The organism is Chryseobacterium jejuense, from assembly GCF_900100075.1.
Taxonomy (GTDB): domain Bacteria; phylum Bacteroidota; class Bacteroidia; order Flavobacteriales; family Weeksellaceae; genus Chryseobacterium; species Chryseobacterium jejuense.
Genome location: NZ_FNEG01000006.1, coordinates 369,167 through 388,471, shown reverse-complemented (window position 1 = coordinate 388,471; position 19,305 = coordinate 369,167). Strand labels below are relative to the sequence as shown.

Annotated in this window: 10 protein-coding genes; 6 read left to right on the top strand and 4 right to left on the bottom strand. The window is 36.3% G+C overall.

Features of this window, described 5'->3' with window-relative positions:
• The first annotated feature begins 34 nt into the window (after positions 1-34).
• From ccoN to BLS98_RS19040, 5 genes are all read left to right on the top strand, one after another.
• Entirely contained in the window at positions 35-2,314 is a 2,280-nt protein-coding gene (gene ccoN / locus BLS98_RS19060; protein ID WP_089738527.1) for a cytochrome-c oxidase, cbb3-type subunit I, read from the top strand.
• An 18-nt stretch (positions 2,315-2,332) separates the two neighbouring features.
• A complete protein-coding gene (locus BLS98_RS19055; protein ID WP_089738426.1) occupies positions 2,333-3,220 on the top strand; it encodes a cbb3-type cytochrome c oxidase N-terminal domain-containing protein in 888 nt (295 codons plus the stop codon).
• 296 nt (positions 3,221-3,516) lie between these two features.
• Complete coding sequence (locus BLS98_RS19050) at positions 3,517-8,544, top strand: translocation/assembly module TamB domain-containing protein (RefSeq protein WP_089738425.1); 5,028 nt, start codon at positions 3,517-3,519, stop codon at positions 8,542-8,544.
• On the top strand, positions 8,544-10,871 hold the full coding sequence (tamL, locus tag BLS98_RS19045) for a translocation and assembly module lipoprotein TamL (protein WP_089738422.1): 2,328 nt from the start codon (positions 8,544-8,546) through the stop codon (positions 10,869-10,871). The genes BLS98_RS19050 and tamL overlap by 1 nt, the downstream gene beginning before the upstream one ends.
• Position 10,872: 1 nt before the next feature.
• Entirely contained in the window at positions 10,873-11,808 is a 936-nt protein-coding gene (locus BLS98_RS19040) for a YihY/virulence factor BrkB family protein (RefSeq protein WP_089738420.1), read from the top strand.
• Between the two features lie 122 nt (positions 11,809-11,930).
• On the opposite strand, the gene argS is transcribed toward BLS98_RS19040, so the two are convergent.
• Positions 11,931-13,691, bottom strand: a complete 1,761-nt coding sequence (gene argS / locus BLS98_RS19035; RefSeq protein WP_089738418.1) for an arginine--tRNA ligase — start codon at positions 13,689-13,691, stop codon at positions 11,931-11,933.
• A 162-nt stretch (positions 13,692-13,853) separates the two neighbouring features.
• On the opposite strand from argS, the gene BLS98_RS23415 reads away from it, so the two are divergent.
• Complete coding sequence (locus BLS98_RS23415) at positions 13,854-14,009, top strand: bacteriocin-like protein (protein WP_167356254.1); 156 nt, start codon at positions 13,854-13,856, stop codon at positions 14,007-14,009.
• 87 nt (positions 14,010-14,096) lie between these two features.
• Here the strand turns inward: BLS98_RS23415 and BLS98_RS19030 are convergent, their stop codons facing one another.
• Genes BLS98_RS19030 through BLS98_RS19020 form a run of 3 tightly spaced genes read right to left on the bottom strand, consistent with a single transcriptional unit; the run spans position 14,097 to position 18,997 of the window.
• Positions 14,097-14,543 carry a lipocalin-like domain-containing protein gene (locus BLS98_RS19030; RefSeq protein ID WP_089738416.1) on the bottom strand — a complete coding sequence of 149 codons (447 nt, stop codon included), beginning with the start codon at positions 14,541-14,543 and terminating at the stop codon, positions 14,097-14,099.
• 22 nt (positions 14,544-14,565) lie between these two features.
• Positions 14,566-16,032: a SusD/RagB family nutrient-binding outer membrane lipoprotein gene (locus tag BLS98_RS19025; RefSeq protein ID WP_089738414.1), complete on the bottom strand. Its 1,467-nt coding sequence runs from the start codon at positions 16,030-16,032 to the stop codon at positions 14,566-14,568.
• A 4-nt stretch (positions 16,033-16,036) separates the two neighbouring features.
• Entirely contained in the window at positions 16,037-18,997 is a 2,961-nt protein-coding gene (locus BLS98_RS19020; RefSeq protein WP_089738413.1) for a SusC/RagA family TonB-linked outer membrane protein, read from the bottom strand.
• Between the last annotated feature and the right edge of the window lie 308 nt (positions 18,998-19,305).

Genomic DNA, 19,305 nt, shown 5'->3' with positions numbered 1-19,305 from the left:
GCAAATATCACTTCGGTAAACACTATTGGAATTTATGGAGACGCAAAAATTTAATTATGACAATAATATTGTCAGGGCATTCCTCTATGCAACAGTTGCATTCGGACTCGTCGGATTTCTGCTTGGGCTTACTGCCGCATTGATGCTTTTTTATCCTGAGTTACCAGAATTTTTATTCGGTACAGATGATACAACTATTAAAAGTTTAGCTTCGGGCAATATTCAGGGATTAATTAACACTCAGGGAGCAATGGGATTCGGAAGAATCAGAATGCTTCACACAAGTGCCGTTATTTTTGCTTTCGTTTGTAACTCCTTTTTCTGCGGTGCTTACTATAGTATGCAAAGATTGCTGAAAACAAGAATGTATAGTGACACCCTTTCATGGATTCACTTCTGGTCATGGCAGTTTATGATTGTTACTGTAGTGATTACATTCTTAATGGGAATCAATACTTCTAAAGAATATGCTGAACATGAATGGCCTATTGATATATTAATTGCCTTCTCATGGATCGTATTCGGAATCAATATGTTCGGAACTATTGCTAAAAGAAGAGTAAGACATTTGTATGTAGCGATCTGGTTTTATCTTGCCACATGGATTGCTGTAGCAATGCTTCACATCTTCAATAACCTTGAAGTTCCGTTATCTTTCACAAGCTGGAAATCTTATTCTGTATATGCAGGTGTAAAAGATGCATTAGTACAATGGTGGTATGGTCACAATGCAGTAGCATTCGTATTAACTACCCCTGTACTAGGTCTGATGTATTACTTTATGCCAAAAGCAGCTCAACGACCGGTATTCTCATACAAATTATCCATTATTCACTTCTGGTCATTAATCTTTGTATACCTTTGGGCCGGGCCTCACCACCTGCAATATACAGCATTACCGGCATGGGCACAGGCTGTAGGAACCGGTTTCTCTATCATGCTGATTGCTCCATCATGGGGAGGAATGCTGAACGGTCTCCTTACCTTAAGAGGAGCCTGGGATAAAGTAAGAGAAAACCCGATCCTTAAATTCTTTGTGGTAGCAATTACCTGTTATGGTATGGCCACCTTCGAAGGACCTTTATTAGCAACAAAATCTTTAAATAAAATTGGACACTATACTGACTGGGTTATTGGTCACGTACACTTAGGAGCTCTTGGATGGAATGGTTTCATGGCCTTCGGAGTGGTATATTACCTGGTTCCGATCATGTGGAGAACTAAACTATGGTCTGTAAAACTCGCTAACTGGCATTTCTGGTTAGGAACATTAGGAATTATTTTCTACGCAGTACCCATGTATATTTCAGGGTTTACCCAGGGATTAATGTGGAAGCAGTTCAATCCAGACGGAACATTATTGTGGAAAAACTGGTTGGATACAGTAACTGCGATTATTCCTTACTTTAAAATGAGATTCTTAGGAGGTATCCTATATCTTTCAGGAGCAATCTTAATGGTTATCAACGTTATCAAAACCATTAAAGTGGGTTCATTCCAGAAAAATGTACCTGCAGAAGCACCTGCATTAGCCAATATCGGGGGAACAAGAAAAGAAGGAGAAGGCGTACACCTTTGGTTAGAAAGAACACCTACCCTACTTTCTATCCTGGCCTTCATTACCATTGCGATTGGTGGGTTAGTGGAAATTGTTCCTACACTATCACTGAAGCAGAGTGTTCCTACTATCACTGCAGTGAAACCATACACCCCATTGGAGTTGGAAGGAAGAGATTTATATATCCGTGAAGGATGTAACTCCTGCCACTCTCAGATGATCCGTCCTTTCCGTGATGAAGTAGTAAGATTTGAAGGAAAGAATGGGCAATACTCAAAAGCTGGGGAATTCATCTACGACAGACCATTCCTTTGGGGCTCTAAGAGAACAGGACCGGATCTTCACAGAGAAGGAGGCAGAAACCCGGATTCATGGCACTTTAAACATATGTACAACCCAAGAATTACCTCTGCAGGTTCTATCATGCCACGTTTCCCTTGGTTAATTACCAATAAACTGGACCGTACTCAAATGGTGGATAAAATGAAATTAATGAAAAACACATTTGATGTTCCTTATACAAAAGCTCAGATTGATTCTGCCAACCAATGGGCAGACAACCAGTCAAAAGCTATTGTACAGAGAATTTACTCCGAAGCTAATGATGTAAAAGATCAGATGGTAAAAGAAAAAACTGCAAAAGGAGCTTCTTATGTACCGCTTGAACAAAGAGAAATCGTAGCAATGATCGCCTATCTGCAAAGATTAGGAACCGATATTAAAACAACGCAGATCCAAACCGCAAGTGCAGAGTAATCATTAAAAATTGATGTAATGAAAACGAGAACCCCAATTTCAATATATATCGCAACAACGATAGGCTTAACAATTATGGCCTTTGAAATGTTCGCCAGTGATTCAGGATATTTTTCCTCACCCTTTTTCTGGGCACTGATATTGATTGCGATTATCCTTCTGATGATTATGAACTCCATTGGAGATATGATTGAAAACGAAAGTTTCAGCAGACTTTCCGAGGAAGAGAAGAAACAGTATCTGGAAGAAAAAAGTGTTCCTTATTATCAGAAACTATGGAATTCTGCTTTCAAAAAGCAATCTGCTACTGAAGAAAAAGATATCCTGATCGACCACGGTTTTGATGGAATTACAGAGCTTGACAATTCTCTTCCAAAATGGTGGATAGGCCTATTCTGGTTCGGATGTATTTTCTGTGTAGTGTATTTAATGGCCTTTTCTTTCACAGATTATGCCCACCCGGAAGCAGAATACACAAAAGAATCTAAATTGATGCTGGCTTCTATAGCAGAATATGAAAAAAGTGCTCCGCAGATCAATCTAGAGTCAGCAAAATACAGTGCAGATAATATCGCTGAAGGTCAGGAATTATTCAAAACCAACTGTGTAACCTGCCACGGAGATGGAGGAAAAGGAGGTATTGGTCCTAACCTTACCGATACACACTGGATCAACATCAAAGAAAAAAGTTTATTTAAAAATGTTTTCTGGATGCTTGAAAACGGATCTCCAAATAATCCTACAATGAGACCTTTCATTAAAGAAGGAACCATTACTGGAAGAGATGCAGAAAAAATTGCAGCCTATATTTATCATATCAACCAGGAAACTGCTCCTATTACACAGGCTCAAGGTGGTGCTGCACCACAGGGAGAAGACGTGAAATGGGAAAACGAAAATAACTAGAAAATTATTATCTGATTAATACAAACCATGCCAAGCCCCCTTTGCAACTATACTAACATTTGAATTTTCATTTTTGCTAACTAACCTTTTCAACATTCAAAAAATGATATAAAGGGGGCTTTTTAAAAAATAAAATCCGCACCTTGGCTCGTCTTACTCAACTATTCACTTGACAACTACACAACTAAAAATTCCATAATAAGGCAGCCAAGGCAGGATTTTTGTATTCATAAGGGATACCACAACAAAGACTGAATCAAATAGTATTATTATCTTTGTTACAAACCTCATCGCTTTTGAAACTGAAAATCAACACTACAAAACTTTTAAGGCGTATTGTAATAACCTTTATTTCAATATTGGTAATTCTTACCCTGTTGATCCTAAGCTTAAGACTTCCAGCCGTTCAGAACTTTATTAAAGACAGACTGATTGTTTATCTGGAGCAAAAAATCAAAACCAAAGTAAGCTTAGAGCGAGTCTATATTGCATTCCCCAACAGTCTTGTGATGGAAAACCTTTATCTCAAAGGACAAGATGTAGACACACTCTTAGCTGTAAAAAAACTGGATGTGGGCTTACACATGCTAAAGCTCATCAACTCAACAGCAGATATTACCTCTGTAGATTTGGAAGGCGCCCGAGCCAATGTAGTTAGAAAACCGGATGGCAAATTCAATTTTGATTATATTATTGACGCCTTTGCCACTACTGATAAGGAAGAAAGCACTTCCAAACCATTCATTATTTCCCTTGATAAAATTAATTTAAAAGATGTTGGCGTTACTTTCAATGACCAGCAGTCGAAAAATGATATTAATCTTTATTTTAAATCTTTTGATACCAGAGTAAAGAAATTCGATCTCAACAAAAATACCTATGCTGTTAATGATATTAATCTTGATGGATTAAAATTAAAGCTTAAGCAGGGTATTGTAGAGGAAGTTTCCAAAAAGGTTGAGAAAAAAGTAGACTCTCTTAATGATAAAAAGCCGATGAATATTGGTTTAAGAGGAATCAAGCTTACTCACTTTGATATTGATTACGGTGACGAGAATACCAAAACTTACGCTAAAGTTTTATTCAAAGAATTAAGCACAAAAATCAACAAGCTTGATCTGGAAAATAATGCCTTCAACGTTGGTAATGTATTTCTTTCCGGGGCAGATATCAATGCCAATCTTTATCTTCCGGCTCAAAATGCCAATCCGAAAAATAAAAAAGAACCGGAATTATCCAAAGTTTCCGATCAGGATAAGGCTATGAATCTCCTTTTAGGAAAATTGGTTTTAAATGATGTAAAAGTAGCTTACAACAATACTGCGATTGCTCCTACCCAACAAGGAATGGATTTCAATCATCTGAATTTTTCCAAAATGAATGTTGAGGTGAGAAGTTTCAAAATGGAGAACAACACTTTCGCGGGAACGGTTAATTCAGCAGAAATTCAGGAGGCAAGAGGATTGAATATTCAGAAATTCAATACAGATTTCGTGTATGCAGAAAAAGAAGCGTATCTGAAAGACCTGTATCTTCAAACTCCAAAAACTTTATTGCGTGATGAGGTTATTTTAAACTATAACTCCATCGATCAGCTGACTTCCAATTTAGGTGCTGTAAAGATTTCCGCCAATATTAAAGATTCCAAAATCGGGTTTTCCGATATTTTAAATTTGGTTCCTACTTTAAAAAATACAGTTCCATTTAATAAATATCCAAACGCTATCCTAAACGTTAATGCCAATGTGAAAGGAAGTGTGAATGATCTTTTCATTCAGGATCTTAAAGTTTCAGGACTGGATCAGTTAAGAGTGAATGCATCCGGAAGAGTTAAAAATGCAATGAATCCCGAGCAATTATATTACGATCTAAGAATCGGGGAATTCTCTTCCAATGCTAAAACGATTTTCAACTTAGTTCCGAAGAATACCATTCCTTCCAACATTTCCCTGCCATCAAATTTTAGCCTTAAAGGAAATGCAAAAGGAACAACTAAAGTGGTGAATACAGACCTCAGCCTCTACTCTACTCTTGGAAATGCAGCGATTGTTGCCCATGTGGATATGCGTAGAAAAAATCATGAATTATACGATGTAAAAGCCAACCTTCAAGTCGTACAGGTTGGAAAAATCATTCAGAATAAAGATATCGGCTCTATCACCGCTCAAATTTCCGCCAAAGGAGAAAGTTTTGATTTCAAAAATGCCAATGCTAACGTAAAAGGGCATGTTGCTTCTGCAACTTACAAGGGCTACCGATACCAGAATATGAACGTAACGGGTAAGATCAACAAAGGGGCTTATGATGTTATTTTAAATTCAAAAGATCCGAATGCTCATTTACTGTTAACCGCTTCAGGAATTTATGATGAAAAAAATCCAACCGTGAAAGTAAATGGAGAAGTCATCAAATTGGATGTCAATAAGCTTGGATTCTACGAAAAACCAATGATTCTTGCCGGAAAAATTGACGGTGACTTTACTAATCTGGATCCGAATAACCTAAATGGCTATTTAAACCTTAAAGACTTTGCTTTTTCAGATACCAAAGAAGTGTATCCGGTACAGGAAGTTCACTTAAAAGCCTCTTCCACTAAAGATTCTACACAGATTATTTTCAATTCTCAGATTGCAGATGTTGAACTGAAGGGTAAATATAAACTTACGCAGATTTTTGGAGCTTTAACACAGACCATTAATCAGTATTATCAGTTCCAGAAACCGAATAAATCTCAAAAAATTGATCCAGGCCAGCATTTTACCTTTACAGCAAAAATTAAAAATGATGATCTGATCAGAAAATTTGTTCCGGATCTGAAAAGCTTCGAAACCATTAATTTGGCTGGAAACTATGATGCCGATTCTCAAAAAATTGAAATTGACGGCCAGATTCCTCAATTACTCTATGGCGAAAATACCATTGAAAAGGGAGCTTTAAAAGTGACCAATGAAAACCAGGCTTTACAATATAACCTGAATGTTGCCGCTTTAAAAAGTTCAAGCTTTTCATTGAAAAAAATCAATATTGATGGTGATGTTGCTGATAATACAATCAACTATAATATCACTACAAAAGATGATAAAGATGTTACCCAGTTCCTGATTGCAGGAAATGCAAAATCATTGAATGACATTACAGAAATTTCCCTGAATCCAAATGGTTTAAAACTCAACTATGCCGATTGGAATGTTGCTAAAAACAATAAAATTCAGATCAGCAGCAAAGGAATTTTAGCAGATAATTTCAGATTAAGCAATGATGGAAACGAAATTTCCATTCAGTCCGAAACTGAAAGCCCAAGCAGCCCTTTGAATATTGCGCTTAAAGATTTTAAAATTGAAACCATTACGGAACTTATCAAAAAAGATACGGTTCTGGCCAGAGGAACTATCAACGGAACCGCTCAGCTTAGGGATGTGATGAAGGATATGACTTTCACTTCAGATTTAAATGTTTCCAATCTTATTGTGTATGGAAGCCCTGTTGGAAACCTGGCTGTAAAAGTGAACAATTCTTCACCGAAACTTTTAAATGCTGACATAGCCCTTTCCGGAAACAACAATGATGTAAGAATTCTTGGAGATTATAATACGGCTTCAAGTTCTTTCGACCTGAATATGGCCATCAATCAGCTTCAGATGAAGAGTATTCAAGGTTTCTCTATGAACGCTATTACCAATACAGAAGGCTATCTCTCAGGAAACATGAAAATCACCGGAACCACAGACCAGCCGAATATTCTTGGAAAAGTAAAATTCAATGATGCAGGACTTGAAATTGCAAAAACGGGAAGTGATTTCAGGAAGCTGAATGATGAGATAGATTTTACCAACCGTGGTATTGAATTCAATAAGTTTAAAATTAAAGATAAAGATGGAAATGCTCTGGTGGTGGATGGGCAGGTTCTTACCCAAACTTACAGAGATTTCGCGTTCAATCTTAATGTCAACGCCAAAGATTTCAAGGTGGTCAACTCACAGAAATCAAACGACGCTATGCTGTATGGAGTTCTGGCTATTGATGCGGGCCTTCATATCCGTGGAAACCTTGATCTTCCCAAAGTAGATGGAAAACTAAGTGTTGCTGACAATACGGATTTCACATTCGTTCTTCCTCAATCTAACCCTTCATTACAGGAAAGAGACGGGATTGTAGAATTCGTAGATCAGGATCAGGTAGTGCTTAATAAAACGATTAAAACAGATTCTCTTAATGCCCAAAGCCGCATCAAAGGAATGGATGTAAGTGTTAATATCGAAGTAAGCAAAGAAGCAAAACTATCCATCGTCATCGATAAGGCGAATGGAGATTTTGTACAACTTCAGGGAGAAGCGGAATTAACCGGTGGCATTGATCCTTCAGGAAAAACTACATTAGTTGGGGTTTATGAAGTGAATAAAGGAAGTTATGATCTTTCAGTAAGCTTCCTGAAACGTAAATTCGATATTCAGAAAGGAAGTACCATAACGTGGACGGGAGAACCTACTACGGCCATCATGGATATTACGGCAGTGTATAAAACCGAAGCACCGCCTATTGATCTTGTAGAGCAACAGATTGGTAGCGAAAGTGCTTCCATCATGAATCAGTTTAAGCAGAGAGTTCCTTTCAATACACTATTAAAAATGAAAGGAGAGCTGTTAAAACCACAGCTGACATTTGATATTACAACTGATGAAAAGAACAATGCTGTATCATCTAACGTTAAAGATGTTATCGATCAGAAACTGGCCCAGTTGAGAACTCAGGAATCTGAATTGAATAAACAGGTTTTTGCATTACTTCTTCTTAACCGTTTCATTGGAGAAAATCCATTTGAAAGCGGTGCAGGAATGTCTGCTGAAACGATGGCGAGACAGAGTGTGAGTAAAATTCTTTCTCAACAGTTGAATAATCTTGCATCAGGACTTATCAAGGGAGTAGATCTTAATTTCGGTCTGGATTCTTCAGAGGATTACTCCACAGGACAGAAAAATACAAGAACCGATCTGAATGTAGACATCAGCAAAAAATTACTGAATGACAGACTGAAAGTAACAGTAGGAAGTAATTTCGGATTGGAAGGCCAAGCCCGCCAGAATGAAAACATGACCAATATTGCTGGAAATGTTTCTGTAGATTACAGCCTTTCTAAAGATGGAAGATATATGCTGCGAGCTTATCGTAAAGATGAATATCAGGTAGCTCTTCAGGGACAGATCATAGAAACCGGAGTTGGATTTATCATCACTCTGGATTATGACAAATTCCGTGAGATTTTCCAAAAATCCAAAGAAAAGAAGCCTAAAAAGAATCAAAACAATCAAGTGGTAGAATTTAAATAATGAGTAATATATTCCCAACATACTGTAAATATCTGTTGATTTCCGGATTAGCTTCGGTAGTAGTTTCCTGCAGCAATACCAGGTTTTTGAAAGAAAACCAGATGTTGTATACAGGTGCTGAGGTAAAGATTGAAAGTGACACAATTTCCAAAAAAGAAAAAAAAGACCTTCAGGCTGCTTTGGAAGCCAATCTTACTCCAAAACCGAATTCTACATTTTTAGGAATGCGTCCCAAGCTTTATTTCTACAATATTGCGAAAGAGCCTAAAAAAGATAAAGGATTCAACTACTGGCTTAAGTATAAAATGGGTGAAAAACCTGTATTATTAGGAGATGTAGACCGTGAATTCAATAAAGATATTATTGAAAACTATTCTGAAAACAAAGGATATTTCAATGCCAGAGCTACTTATGACACCATTTCAAAAAATAAAAAGGCTAAAGTAATTTACACCTTAAAACCTGGAGCTAGATATTTAGTTGATGGAGTTAAATTTCAAAAGGATTCAACTCTTATTAATCAGGAAATTCAGAATGTAGCTGGGAAAACACTTCTTAAAAACGGAAGGCCATTTGACCTTGATGTGATTAAAGCAGAAAGAGAAAGAATTGATAATAACTTAAAAGAAAGAGGCTTTTATTATTTCCATCCGGATAATATTATTGTACAGGCAGACAGTACAGTCAACAAAAATCATAAAGTAGAACTCAACGTAAAGCTTAAGGATAACACTCCTGATCTGTCAACCCAGCAGTTCAGCATTGATAAAGTTATTGTATTCCCGAATTATAATATTCAGGATGTAAAAGCAGGAAAATATAGTGTTCCAATGAACAGTGATTCTTTGAGTAAATATGCATTTGATGATATTTACGTTATTGATCCGCAGCATAAATTCAAACCAAAAATCTTCGACAGAGCTTTATACTTTAAAAAAGGAGATCTATACAATCGTTCCAATCACAACCTTACCTTAAACCGATTAATCAGTTTAGGGGTATTCAAATTTGTGAAAAATGAATTTGTAACCTCAGATTCTTTGAACCATAAGTTTGATACTTATTATTTACTAACCCCAAGGCAAATTCAGTCTTTGCGTCTTGAGGCATTGGGAAGAACCAACTCAGCAAGCTATGCAGGGAGTGAGCTTAATCTGAACTGGACCCATAGAAACTTCTTTAAGGGAGCAGAACAATTTAAAGCATCCATCTATGGAGCTTTTGATTTCCAGATGGGAGGTGCTCAGGATGCGAATAATATTTTCCGTGCCGGAACCAATGTTCAGCTTTCTATTCCGAGAATTGTAGCTCCATTCCGTTTTCATTCTTCAAGCGAGTTTGTTCCCAGAACAAATATTACATTGGGATATGAATTCCAAAACAGAACAAAATTTTATACGCTTAATAATTTCACGGCCTCATTCGGATATCTGTGGAAAGAAAATGCCAGAAAAGAACATGATCTGAAAGTCATAGATATCACGTTGGTTTCTCCGGAAAAGGTTACTGCAGAATATGAAGCTAACTCAGCCAAGAATCCAGCTATGAAACGAATTGTTGAAAAACAGCTTATCTTTGGTCCCACTTATTCATATACCTACACCAATACTATGCTTCCGAAGAAGAATACCTTTTATTATAAAGGTACCCTGGATCTTGCAGGAAATCTCACTGGTTTGGTTACAGGAGCGAATGTAAGAGAAGATAAACAGAAAAAGATATTCGGCATCCCTTTCAGCCAATATGCTAAAATTGAAAATGATTTCAGGTTTTATCATAAGCTTACGGAAAAATCATCATTGGCTACAAGACTTATTGCAGGCATTGCCTATCCCTATGGAAACTCAGAATTCGTTCCTTTCTCCAAACAGTTTTTCTCAGGAGGAAGTAACAGCATTCGAGCTTTCCGTGCAAGAACACTGGGTCCGGGAAGTTTTGACCCAAGAACGGTAACGGCGGGAACGTATTTCGACCAATCTGGAGATATTAAGTTGGAATTAAATGCAGAATACCGTGCCAACCTATACAAATTCATCAATGCTGCAGTATTTGTAGATGCCGGAAATATCTGGCTGCTCCATGATGAAGAGGCTAGACCTGGAGCTAAATTTTCAAAAGATTTCCTGAATGAAATTGCTGTAGGAGCCGGAGTTGGTCTAAGACTTGATTTTTCCATATTGGTTTTAAGACTGGACTTAGCTATGCCGTTGAGAGTACCTTACTATGAAAAGGGAGACAGATGGGCTTTCGATAAAATTAATTTCGGAGATCCAAGCTGGAGAAAAGACAACCTTGTTTTAAATATTGCCATCGGATATCCTTTTTAAAATGATTAATAATATTAAATTTTTCTGGGAAGTCCTCAAGGACACATTTACAGAATGGAACAGCTCTTCTGCATCCAAAGATTCAGCGAGCCTTGCCTATTATGCGATCTTTTCTATCCCGGGGTTATTGATTATTATCATCTGGGTATTGGGTAATTTCTTTGGGGAAGAAGCCATCCGCGGACAGATAAGCACCCAAATCAGTGGAATAATGGGTGCTGATGTAGCCAAGAGTATTGAAGGAATGCTTGCCGGAGCATTAATTGATAAGCAGAATATTTTCATGAAAGCAGTAGGGGTAGGAGCCTTAGTTTTTGGTTCCACTACTCTATTCTTTCAGCTTCAACATACTTTGAACTCACTTTGGGATGTAGAGTCTGCTCCTAAAAAAGCGTTACTTAAATTTTTACTGGATAGAGCGAACTCTCTTGGAATGATCCTTATTCTTGGCTTTCTCCTGATGATTACCATGATCTTATCTTCACTCATCAGTCTTTTTAATACTATTATTACCCAATATTTTGGATTTGAAACCTATCTGCTTGTTGAGGTTGTTAATTTTTCGATTGGGTTTGGGCTCGTCATGCTTTTATTTGCCCTGATGTTTAAAGTTCTACCTGATGTACAGATCAGCTGGAAATCCGTTTGGCGAGGAGCATTTTTAACAACCGCATTATTTACGCTGGGAAAGTTTTTATTGAGTCTTTATTTTAATCAAGTTAAACCTACTTCAGCATTTGGGGCTGCCGGAACCGTGATTCTGATTATGATGTGGATTAACTACTCCTGTATGCTGATATTTTTCGGAGCCAAATTCACTAAAGTCTATACCTATAAAAGAGGCTATAAAGTCACTTTGTCCAAACACGCCCGATGGAGTGCTGCCAAACTCTATGCAGATAGTCTAAAGCAAATGCATGAGGAGAAGACTGAATGATTGTGGTACGGGATATGAATTATGTGATTTGAGATTCTAGATTCGTATTTTAAAAAATCAAGAACTTCTAGATCATTAAGCATAAATACAAAAAAGCCTCCTGATTTCAGGAGGCTCATTTTTTACATTCTGTTTACAGTTCCTATTCCCAGCAACTCTAACGATTTTTTGATCGTTTTTGCTGTAAGGTCTGATAGATTTAAACGGAATTGTTTGATATTTTCATCATCCTGATTCAGAATTGGATTATTCTGATAGAAGGAGTTATACGATTTTACAAGGTCATATACATAGTTTGCAACCAAAGCAGGACTTAATGTTTCCGCTGATTTAGCTACAACGGTTTTAAAGTTAGCCAATTGCATAATCAATTCTTTTTCAAACTGGTTCAATACAATATCTGCCGTTTCTTTATATCCAAATTCAGCTTTAGTTAATAAAGACTGGATACGAGCATATGTATATTGAATAAACGGTCCTGTATTACCATTAAAATCAATACTCTCAGCAGGGTTGAAAAGCATTTTTTTCTTAGGGTCAACTTTCAGCATGAAATATTTTAAAGCTCCTAAGCCTACCGTTTCATAAGAAACTTCTTTATCTTCTTCAGAAAGGGTTTCAAGTTTTCCAAGTTCCTGAGCTTTAGATTTTGCGGTCTCATACATTTCCTGCATTAAATCATCAGCATCTACTACAGTTCCTTCACGGGATTTCATTTTACCTTCTGGTAATTCAACCATTCCGTAAGAAAGGTGGAATAACTGATCTGCCCACTCGTATCCTAATTTTTTCAGAATCTTAAATAAAACCTGGAAGTGATAATCCTGCTCATTCCCTACCGTATAGATAAGTTTCTGAATATTGTTATCTTTAAAACGTTCTACAGCCGTTCCTAAATCCTGAGTCATATACACTGAAGTACCGTCAGAGCGTAGTAATAACTTCTGGTCAAGTCCTTCATCTGTAAGATCACACCAAACAGAACCATCTTCTTTTTGATATAAAACTCCTTTATCTAAACCAGCCTGGATAAGGTCTTTTCCTAAAATATAAGTATTGCTTTCATATTGAACCTGGTCAAAATCAACGCCTAATCTCTTATACGTTTCATTGAATCCTTTGTATACCCAAGAGTTCATTTCTGCCCAAAGATTTCTTACCATTTCATCTCCATTTTCCCAATCCAGAAGCATTTTCTGAGCTTCTTTTATGATAGGTGCATCTTTTTTAGCCTGTTCTTCTGTTGCTCCCTGAGCTACAAGTTCAGCAATTTCTTTTTTATAGTTTTTGTCAAATTCTACATAGTAGTTTCCAACAAATTTATCGCCTTTTGTATTGGTAGTTTCAGGAGTTTCTCCGTTTCCGAATTTCTCCCAAGCCAACATTGACTTACAGATATGAATTCCTCTATCATTGATGATCTGAGTTTTAACAACATCATATCCGGCCTCTTTCAAGATCTGAGCTACAGAGAATCCTAACAGATTATTTCTGATATGCCCTAAGTGAAGAGGTTTATTGGTATTGGGTGAAGAGTATTCTACCATTACAGTAGCATTCTTTTTATCTATTGTTGAAAAACCATTATGTACAGATCTAAAGTTATCTACAAACAGTTGGTTTTTCACTTTAACATTAAGGAATCCTTTAACCACATTAAAGCTTTCGAAAATATCCGTCTGCTCTGTTAATGCTTCTCCTAATTCAACCCCAATACTTTCAGGATTTTTCTTTAATTGTTTTACCAACGGAAAAGTAACGATTGTAAAGTCACCTTCAAATTCCGTTTTATTTTCCTGAACTTCCAGCTTAATGTCTTTTAATTGATATACATTTAAAATGACCTCCGAAAGTTTTTGTTCTATAATATCTTTAATATTCATCTCAAAATTTAAAGTACAAATTTAGTGAAATAAAAAAGACAAGTCTACAATGCAAAGGCAGACATTCAATTATTTAGAATATTTTTGAATAATTATTTTGAAAATCAAAGCTTTGTCTATATTTTTCATATATTTATTATACTAAACAAACAAAACTTTATTATGAAAAATCTAAAGAAAATCTCAAAAACCAGCCTAAAAAAAATTACTGCCGGAAATGCACCTTGCTGCGAACCATGGGGAAGATGTCCTGATGGCTACAAACAATGCCAGGAATGGGGAGCTTGTGTACCGAAATCTGTAAATTGCGGTGGATAAAAAAAGAGGTCATAAAGACCTCTTTTTTTGTATAGATATAATGAAAAATAAAAACCGCCCGAAGGCGGTTTTATCTTATAAGAATATTTATCCTTTTCTAAAAACTAATATTCCTTCATCATTTCCAGGCACATTGTCTAAGTTTTTACTGTTATCAAGTATTCTGAGTTCAGTTTCTGAGAATGTATCAACTTCTTTTTTTAATGTTTTAGAAGTACCTGCTTCTGTATACGTAAGAGTAAGAATATGGCTCATCTTATCATAGCTCCATTTCCCCGGATAAGATTCAACTTTATTACAGTTACCGGTTGGTTCTACAATAGTATACCTTTCATATACACCAGAGAAATCTGCATTAATCCCCAACTGTCCTTTACGATCACAGTCATTGAGTTGTACATCTTTACCTCTGTATTCATATTTATATGGCGTCCAGTTCCCATTAATCTGCACTTCTTGTTCAATTACATTGGCATCATCACTTGAGCATGATGCAACTCCCAATACAAGCAGAATTCCTATAAAAAGCCTCATATTCTATATTTATGTTATTAATTTAAAATTTGTCCCAAAAGATTTTTGTAGTTACTTTATCACCGCCAATTTTAGCAGCAGCAGCTTTAACATTACTACTATTTACCAGATATTCATCAACAGGATAAAACATTCTGATAGGAACTCCTTCCACTCTTGAACCTGCAGGATTTACAAATACAGGGAAGTCTAATCTTCTAGTAAAATTCCAAGCCTGGAATCCTTTATTAAACATTGCTACCCAAGACTGCTCTCCGATAGATTTTTTCCAATTCGCAGCGTTATATGGATTATTAGCAATAATTGTAGTAACAACAGTATCAGGATTCGCCATTCCGTATTCTAATACAGAAGCCTTAATTGCTTCTTTATACAAATTAGCAGCAGTATCACCTACACTAAAGTTTCTTGCAGCAGCCTCTGCTCTCAAAAATGTAATTTCAGTATAATCTAATAAAAATCCTTGAGCATTTTCACCTGAAATAACATCTGTAAAGTGAGAATAGTCATCAAAAACGTTATTATCTCCGAAAGGTCCACCTACATAAGCTCCTTTAAGCTTGGTAAACCAAATATCTCTTCTTGGATCATTGGTAGTATTCATAAAATTAACCAATACATCTGAAGGTAAAAAGTCATTTCTACCAGACTGAATTACATCCTTAAAAACAGGGTTGGATAATAATCCTGAAGGGAAAGTCTGCAGTCCAAAGTTATCATCCTTTCCAGTGAATAATCCTCCATTAAACGCAGCTTCTGCATAAGTTTTAGCAAGCGCCGGCTCTACATCTGCTAATGTAACAGCCATTCTGAATTTTAAAGAGTTAGCCATTTTCTTCCACTTAACCATATCTCCTTTGTAAATAAGATCTTTATCATATCCTTTTACAGAAGTGTCCATCATCGCAATAGCTGCATCAATCCTTTTGATAAGATCCAGATAGATTGTTTTAGCATCATCATAAGGAATCTCTGCATTACCCGGATTTTCCGCTGTAGCTTTTAATGCTCCAAAGTAAGGAATATCGCCAAAAGTATCTACTAAATTAGCCCATGCATACACATTTACTAATTCAATCATTGCAATGTTATTCTTTTTCATTACAGGGTCTACACCTTCATTTTCAAGAAATCTTCTGGCATCTCTTAGGGCAGATAAAACTCCTGGAGAAGGGATTGTAGCTGAAGCTGATGCCATCATACGATTGTAATGGTTACCAGGAATTGGCCTTGCCGTCATATTATAGTTAGTTTCATCCGGATAAGTTGTTTCAGACCATTGCTGAGTAAAAAATCTGGAAATATTACGGTTTACACTTGCTGATAACATCTGATCCATTAACGCCTGTTCAGCACTTGCAAAAAGTACTCCTGAAGGAACTTCCGTTGGGTGTTTTGGATCTTCATTCAAAGAAGTAATGTCTCTTTCACACGAAGTAAACGTTAATGCTAATGAAGAAAGTCCTATGATTAAAAATATTTTTTTCATTTTTTTAGAATTTTAAAGTTAAATCAATACCAATATCACGAGTTGTTGGCAGCGATCCAATCGACTGTCCTTTAGCAGCCAATCCGTTACCAGTTCCCGTTTCCGGATCTGCATAAGGTAAATTTTTATGGATTATCCAAAGGTTTCTTCCTACAATAGAAATTTTAGCATCTCTGATACCTGTATTGGCTAAAATTGACTTTGGTAAATTGTACCCGATACTAGCTTCTCTTAATTTCACATAAGAAGCATCATATACAAATCTCTTATTAGGCATTGCATTATACCCATCTACACGTCCTCCGATATGAGGCTGAGCTGTAGGTGTTGTATTTACATTTCCGTTTGGATTCACCCCTGGATTCACTACACCGCTTTCTCTGTAATCGGCTGTTTCTACATACAATCCGGTTGCAATTCCATATCCCATATCTGGAGAGAAAACATCTCCACCTTGTTTAACATCAATAAGGAAGCTTAAAGAGAAATCTTTATAACGGAAACTGTTTCTTACCCCTCCAACCCAGTCAGGTGTAACATTACCGATAATTTGATTTTCATTTTTTAAATATCTCCCGTTTGTAGCACTTACAATTTTTTCTCCGTTAGCGTCGTAAAGATAATCTGATCCTACAAGTGCACCAAAAGCTTCTCCTACTCTAGCATTAAGAGTAACACCATTTTGATATCTTGCTAATAGGTAGTTTTGGGAATTCCCGTTCAATGCAATTACTTTATTTTCATTCTTAGACCAGTTAACGTTAACTTCCCATGTAAAGTTATCTGACTTAAATGGTACACCATTCAATTGTACTTCAACACCTTTATTATCAATCTGTCCTGCATTTACCAAGAATGTTCTATATCCTGTAGCTGGAGATACTGGTAAGTTGATGATCTGATCAAATGTTTTTGTTTTATAGATCGCAATATCAAATCCTAATCTGTTTTTGAAGAATTGCGCCTCCATACCAAATTCGGTTTCTTTTGATCTTTGAGGTTTCAAGTTCGGATTAGCAAGGAAAGACGGCTGGTCAAATAACCCTTCACCTCTTGCTTTAAATGTATTCACCAATCTATAATTATCCGTAGAAGAACCTACTTCAGCATAGTTTGCTCTTACCTTCCAGAAACTTAACCATGGTTGTTTCACTAATTCAGAAAGTACCACAGCTCCCGTTACAGATGGATAACCATAGCTGTTATTGGCTTTAGGTAAGTTTGAAGACTGATCACGACGATAAGTAGCATCTACGAATAAGAAATTCTTATATCCAAAAGATGCTGTTGCATAGAAACTTGAAGTTACCCATTTTGAATAATTTTCATCCGGAGGAAGTATTGTTCTTACTGAATTGGAGATTGCAAACAATCCAGGTTTTGATAAACCACCTTCAGTACTCATATATATGTTATCAATAGTATTTCTTCTAACGTTTCCTCCAGCAATACCGCTCACATTTAAGTCTTCAGTAATATTGAATTTATAGTTGAAGAATAAATCGAAGTTTAATTCGGCATTTTTCACGTTAGTTCTGGCATACCCAGAGCCTACATTCAGCCCAGATGCTCCAAATACCTGTGGTAAAGATCCGTTCATTAATCTTTCCTCTACAACCATTTGTAAATCATCATAGGATAACTTACCTGTAATTCCAAAATTCTTGGAAATATCATACTTTAACTGTGCGTAGCTGAATATTCTTGTTCTGTTATCAGACTGATAGTTTTGATATCTTTGGAAATAAGGGTTATTCCAGTACTGAGGCGTAGCTGTATTGGATGACAGTCTATTCCATGAGAAATTACTACCACCATTATTCTGGTAAGCATCTCTTAATGCTAATACATCCACGTTGGTTTGCCACCATTGTCTGAAACCTGAAATAATATTATCAGAATATCCTGTTTCATTTCTACCTTTCGTATCCTGCAACGTTAAAGTAGTGAAAACGGAAGCATGTAATTTATCTGTAAAATCGTGATTAAATCTTGCTGAGATTGTATTCTTTCTCAATTCTGAGTTTGGCATCAAACCATTGGAAAGCATATTAGAGTAAGATAAGGAAAGATTTGAGGTCTTATTTCCTTTCTCTACAGTAACTGTATTAACATAAGTGATTGGTGTTTCAAAGAATTTAATTGGTCCATTCTTAGCAGCAACCCAAGGCGTTGCTTTACCAAAATTAGGTGAATGAGGATCATAGGAATCCCATTGATACACCAATTGACTAGGATCAAATCTAGGACCATAAGATGCATCATCTACAAAGTTTGCATAGTTATAACCTCCAGGGCCTGGATCTTCATTCCAAGAATCTCTTACATAACCAGCACCATATTTATTTTGATACTTAGGGAATGTAGACTTATCAATAAACCCAGCTGTAATTCCTGAAGTTAAAGTAACTCCCCAGCTGCCATCATCATTTCCTTTTCCACTTTTAGTAACAATTAGGATTACCCCGTCACTACCTCTTTCTCCATAAAGAGCGGATGCTGCTGCACCTTTCAGAACGTTGATGGATTCAATATCTTCCTGATTAATATCAGACAGGAAGTTCCCGTAGTCAAATGATGCCCCTGTTGAAACAGTTGTATTATTTACTGGTGATCCATCAATTACAATAAGCGGAGATCCTCCTGATAGGGATTTATATCCTCTAATCAAAAGGTTGGATGATCCACCAAAGTTGTTATTCGTATTTACCTGTAGACCGGCTACCTTCCCTGATAGAAGAGATGCTACGTTTCCTGTATTAGTAGTTCCGCCAGTTAATTCCGCTGCTTTTACTTCCTCCGAAGCATAACCCAGTGATTTTTTTTCTCTTTTAATACCAAGAGCGGTTACTACTACGCCCTCGATTTCTTTTGTTTTAATAGTGTCCTTCTTTTGCTGAGCATTTGCAACGGCAATAGAAGAAGTCAATACTAAAACAAGAAGACCTGTTGTTAGTTTCTTCATATCAAATTAATTTTGTACCCTACAAATTTGTAAAACTTTCCTAACAACACAAAGAATTTTTTAAAAAAAATATTAATTATTCAACAATCAAGAATTAAAACAAACAAGAAACTATTAAATTAAGTTAAAAACACTCTTTTTAACAAAAACAAGGAAATTTAATCGATATTTTTTTTTGAATACATCAATGACATCAATTATTGATATTTTCTATATTAATATTTGCTGTAAACCGCAATAACACTTTGGTTTACAATAATATAAATCACCATCGCTGGAATAAAATTCATGTTTTCAGCCTACATACA

Coding starts and splice junctions, on each gene's coding strand:
- BLS98_RS19020 (WP_089738413.1), bottom strand. CDS start 18,997: ATGAAGAAACTAACAACAGGTCTTCTTGTTTTAGTATTGACTTCTTCT.
- BLS98_RS19040 (WP_089738420.1), top strand. CDS start 10,873: ATGATTAATAATATTAAATTTTTCTGGGAAGTCCTCAAGGACACATTT.
- BLS98_RS19025 (WP_089738414.1), bottom strand. CDS start 16,032: ATGAAAAAAATATTTTTAATCATAGGACTTTCTTCATTAGCATTAACG.
- tamL (WP_089738422.1), top strand. CDS start 8,544: ATGAGTAATATATTCCCAACATACTGTAAATATCTGTTGATTTCCGGA.
- BLS98_RS23415 (WP_167356254.1), top strand. CDS start 13,854: ATGAAAAATCTAAAGAAAATCTCAAAAACCAGCCTAAAAAAAATTACT.
- ccoN (WP_089738527.1), top strand. CDS start 35: ATGGAGACGCAAAAATTTAATTATGACAATAATATTGTCAGGGCATTC.
- BLS98_RS19055 (WP_089738426.1), top strand. CDS start 2,333: ATGAAAACGAGAACCCCAATTTCAATATATATCGCAACAACGATAGGC.
- argS (WP_089738418.1), bottom strand. CDS start 13,691: ATGAATATTAAAGATATTATAGAACAAAAACTTTCGGAGGTCATTTTA.
- BLS98_RS19030 (WP_089738416.1), bottom strand. CDS start 14,543: ATGAGGCTTTTTATAGGAATTCTGCTTGTATTGGGAGTTGCATCATGC.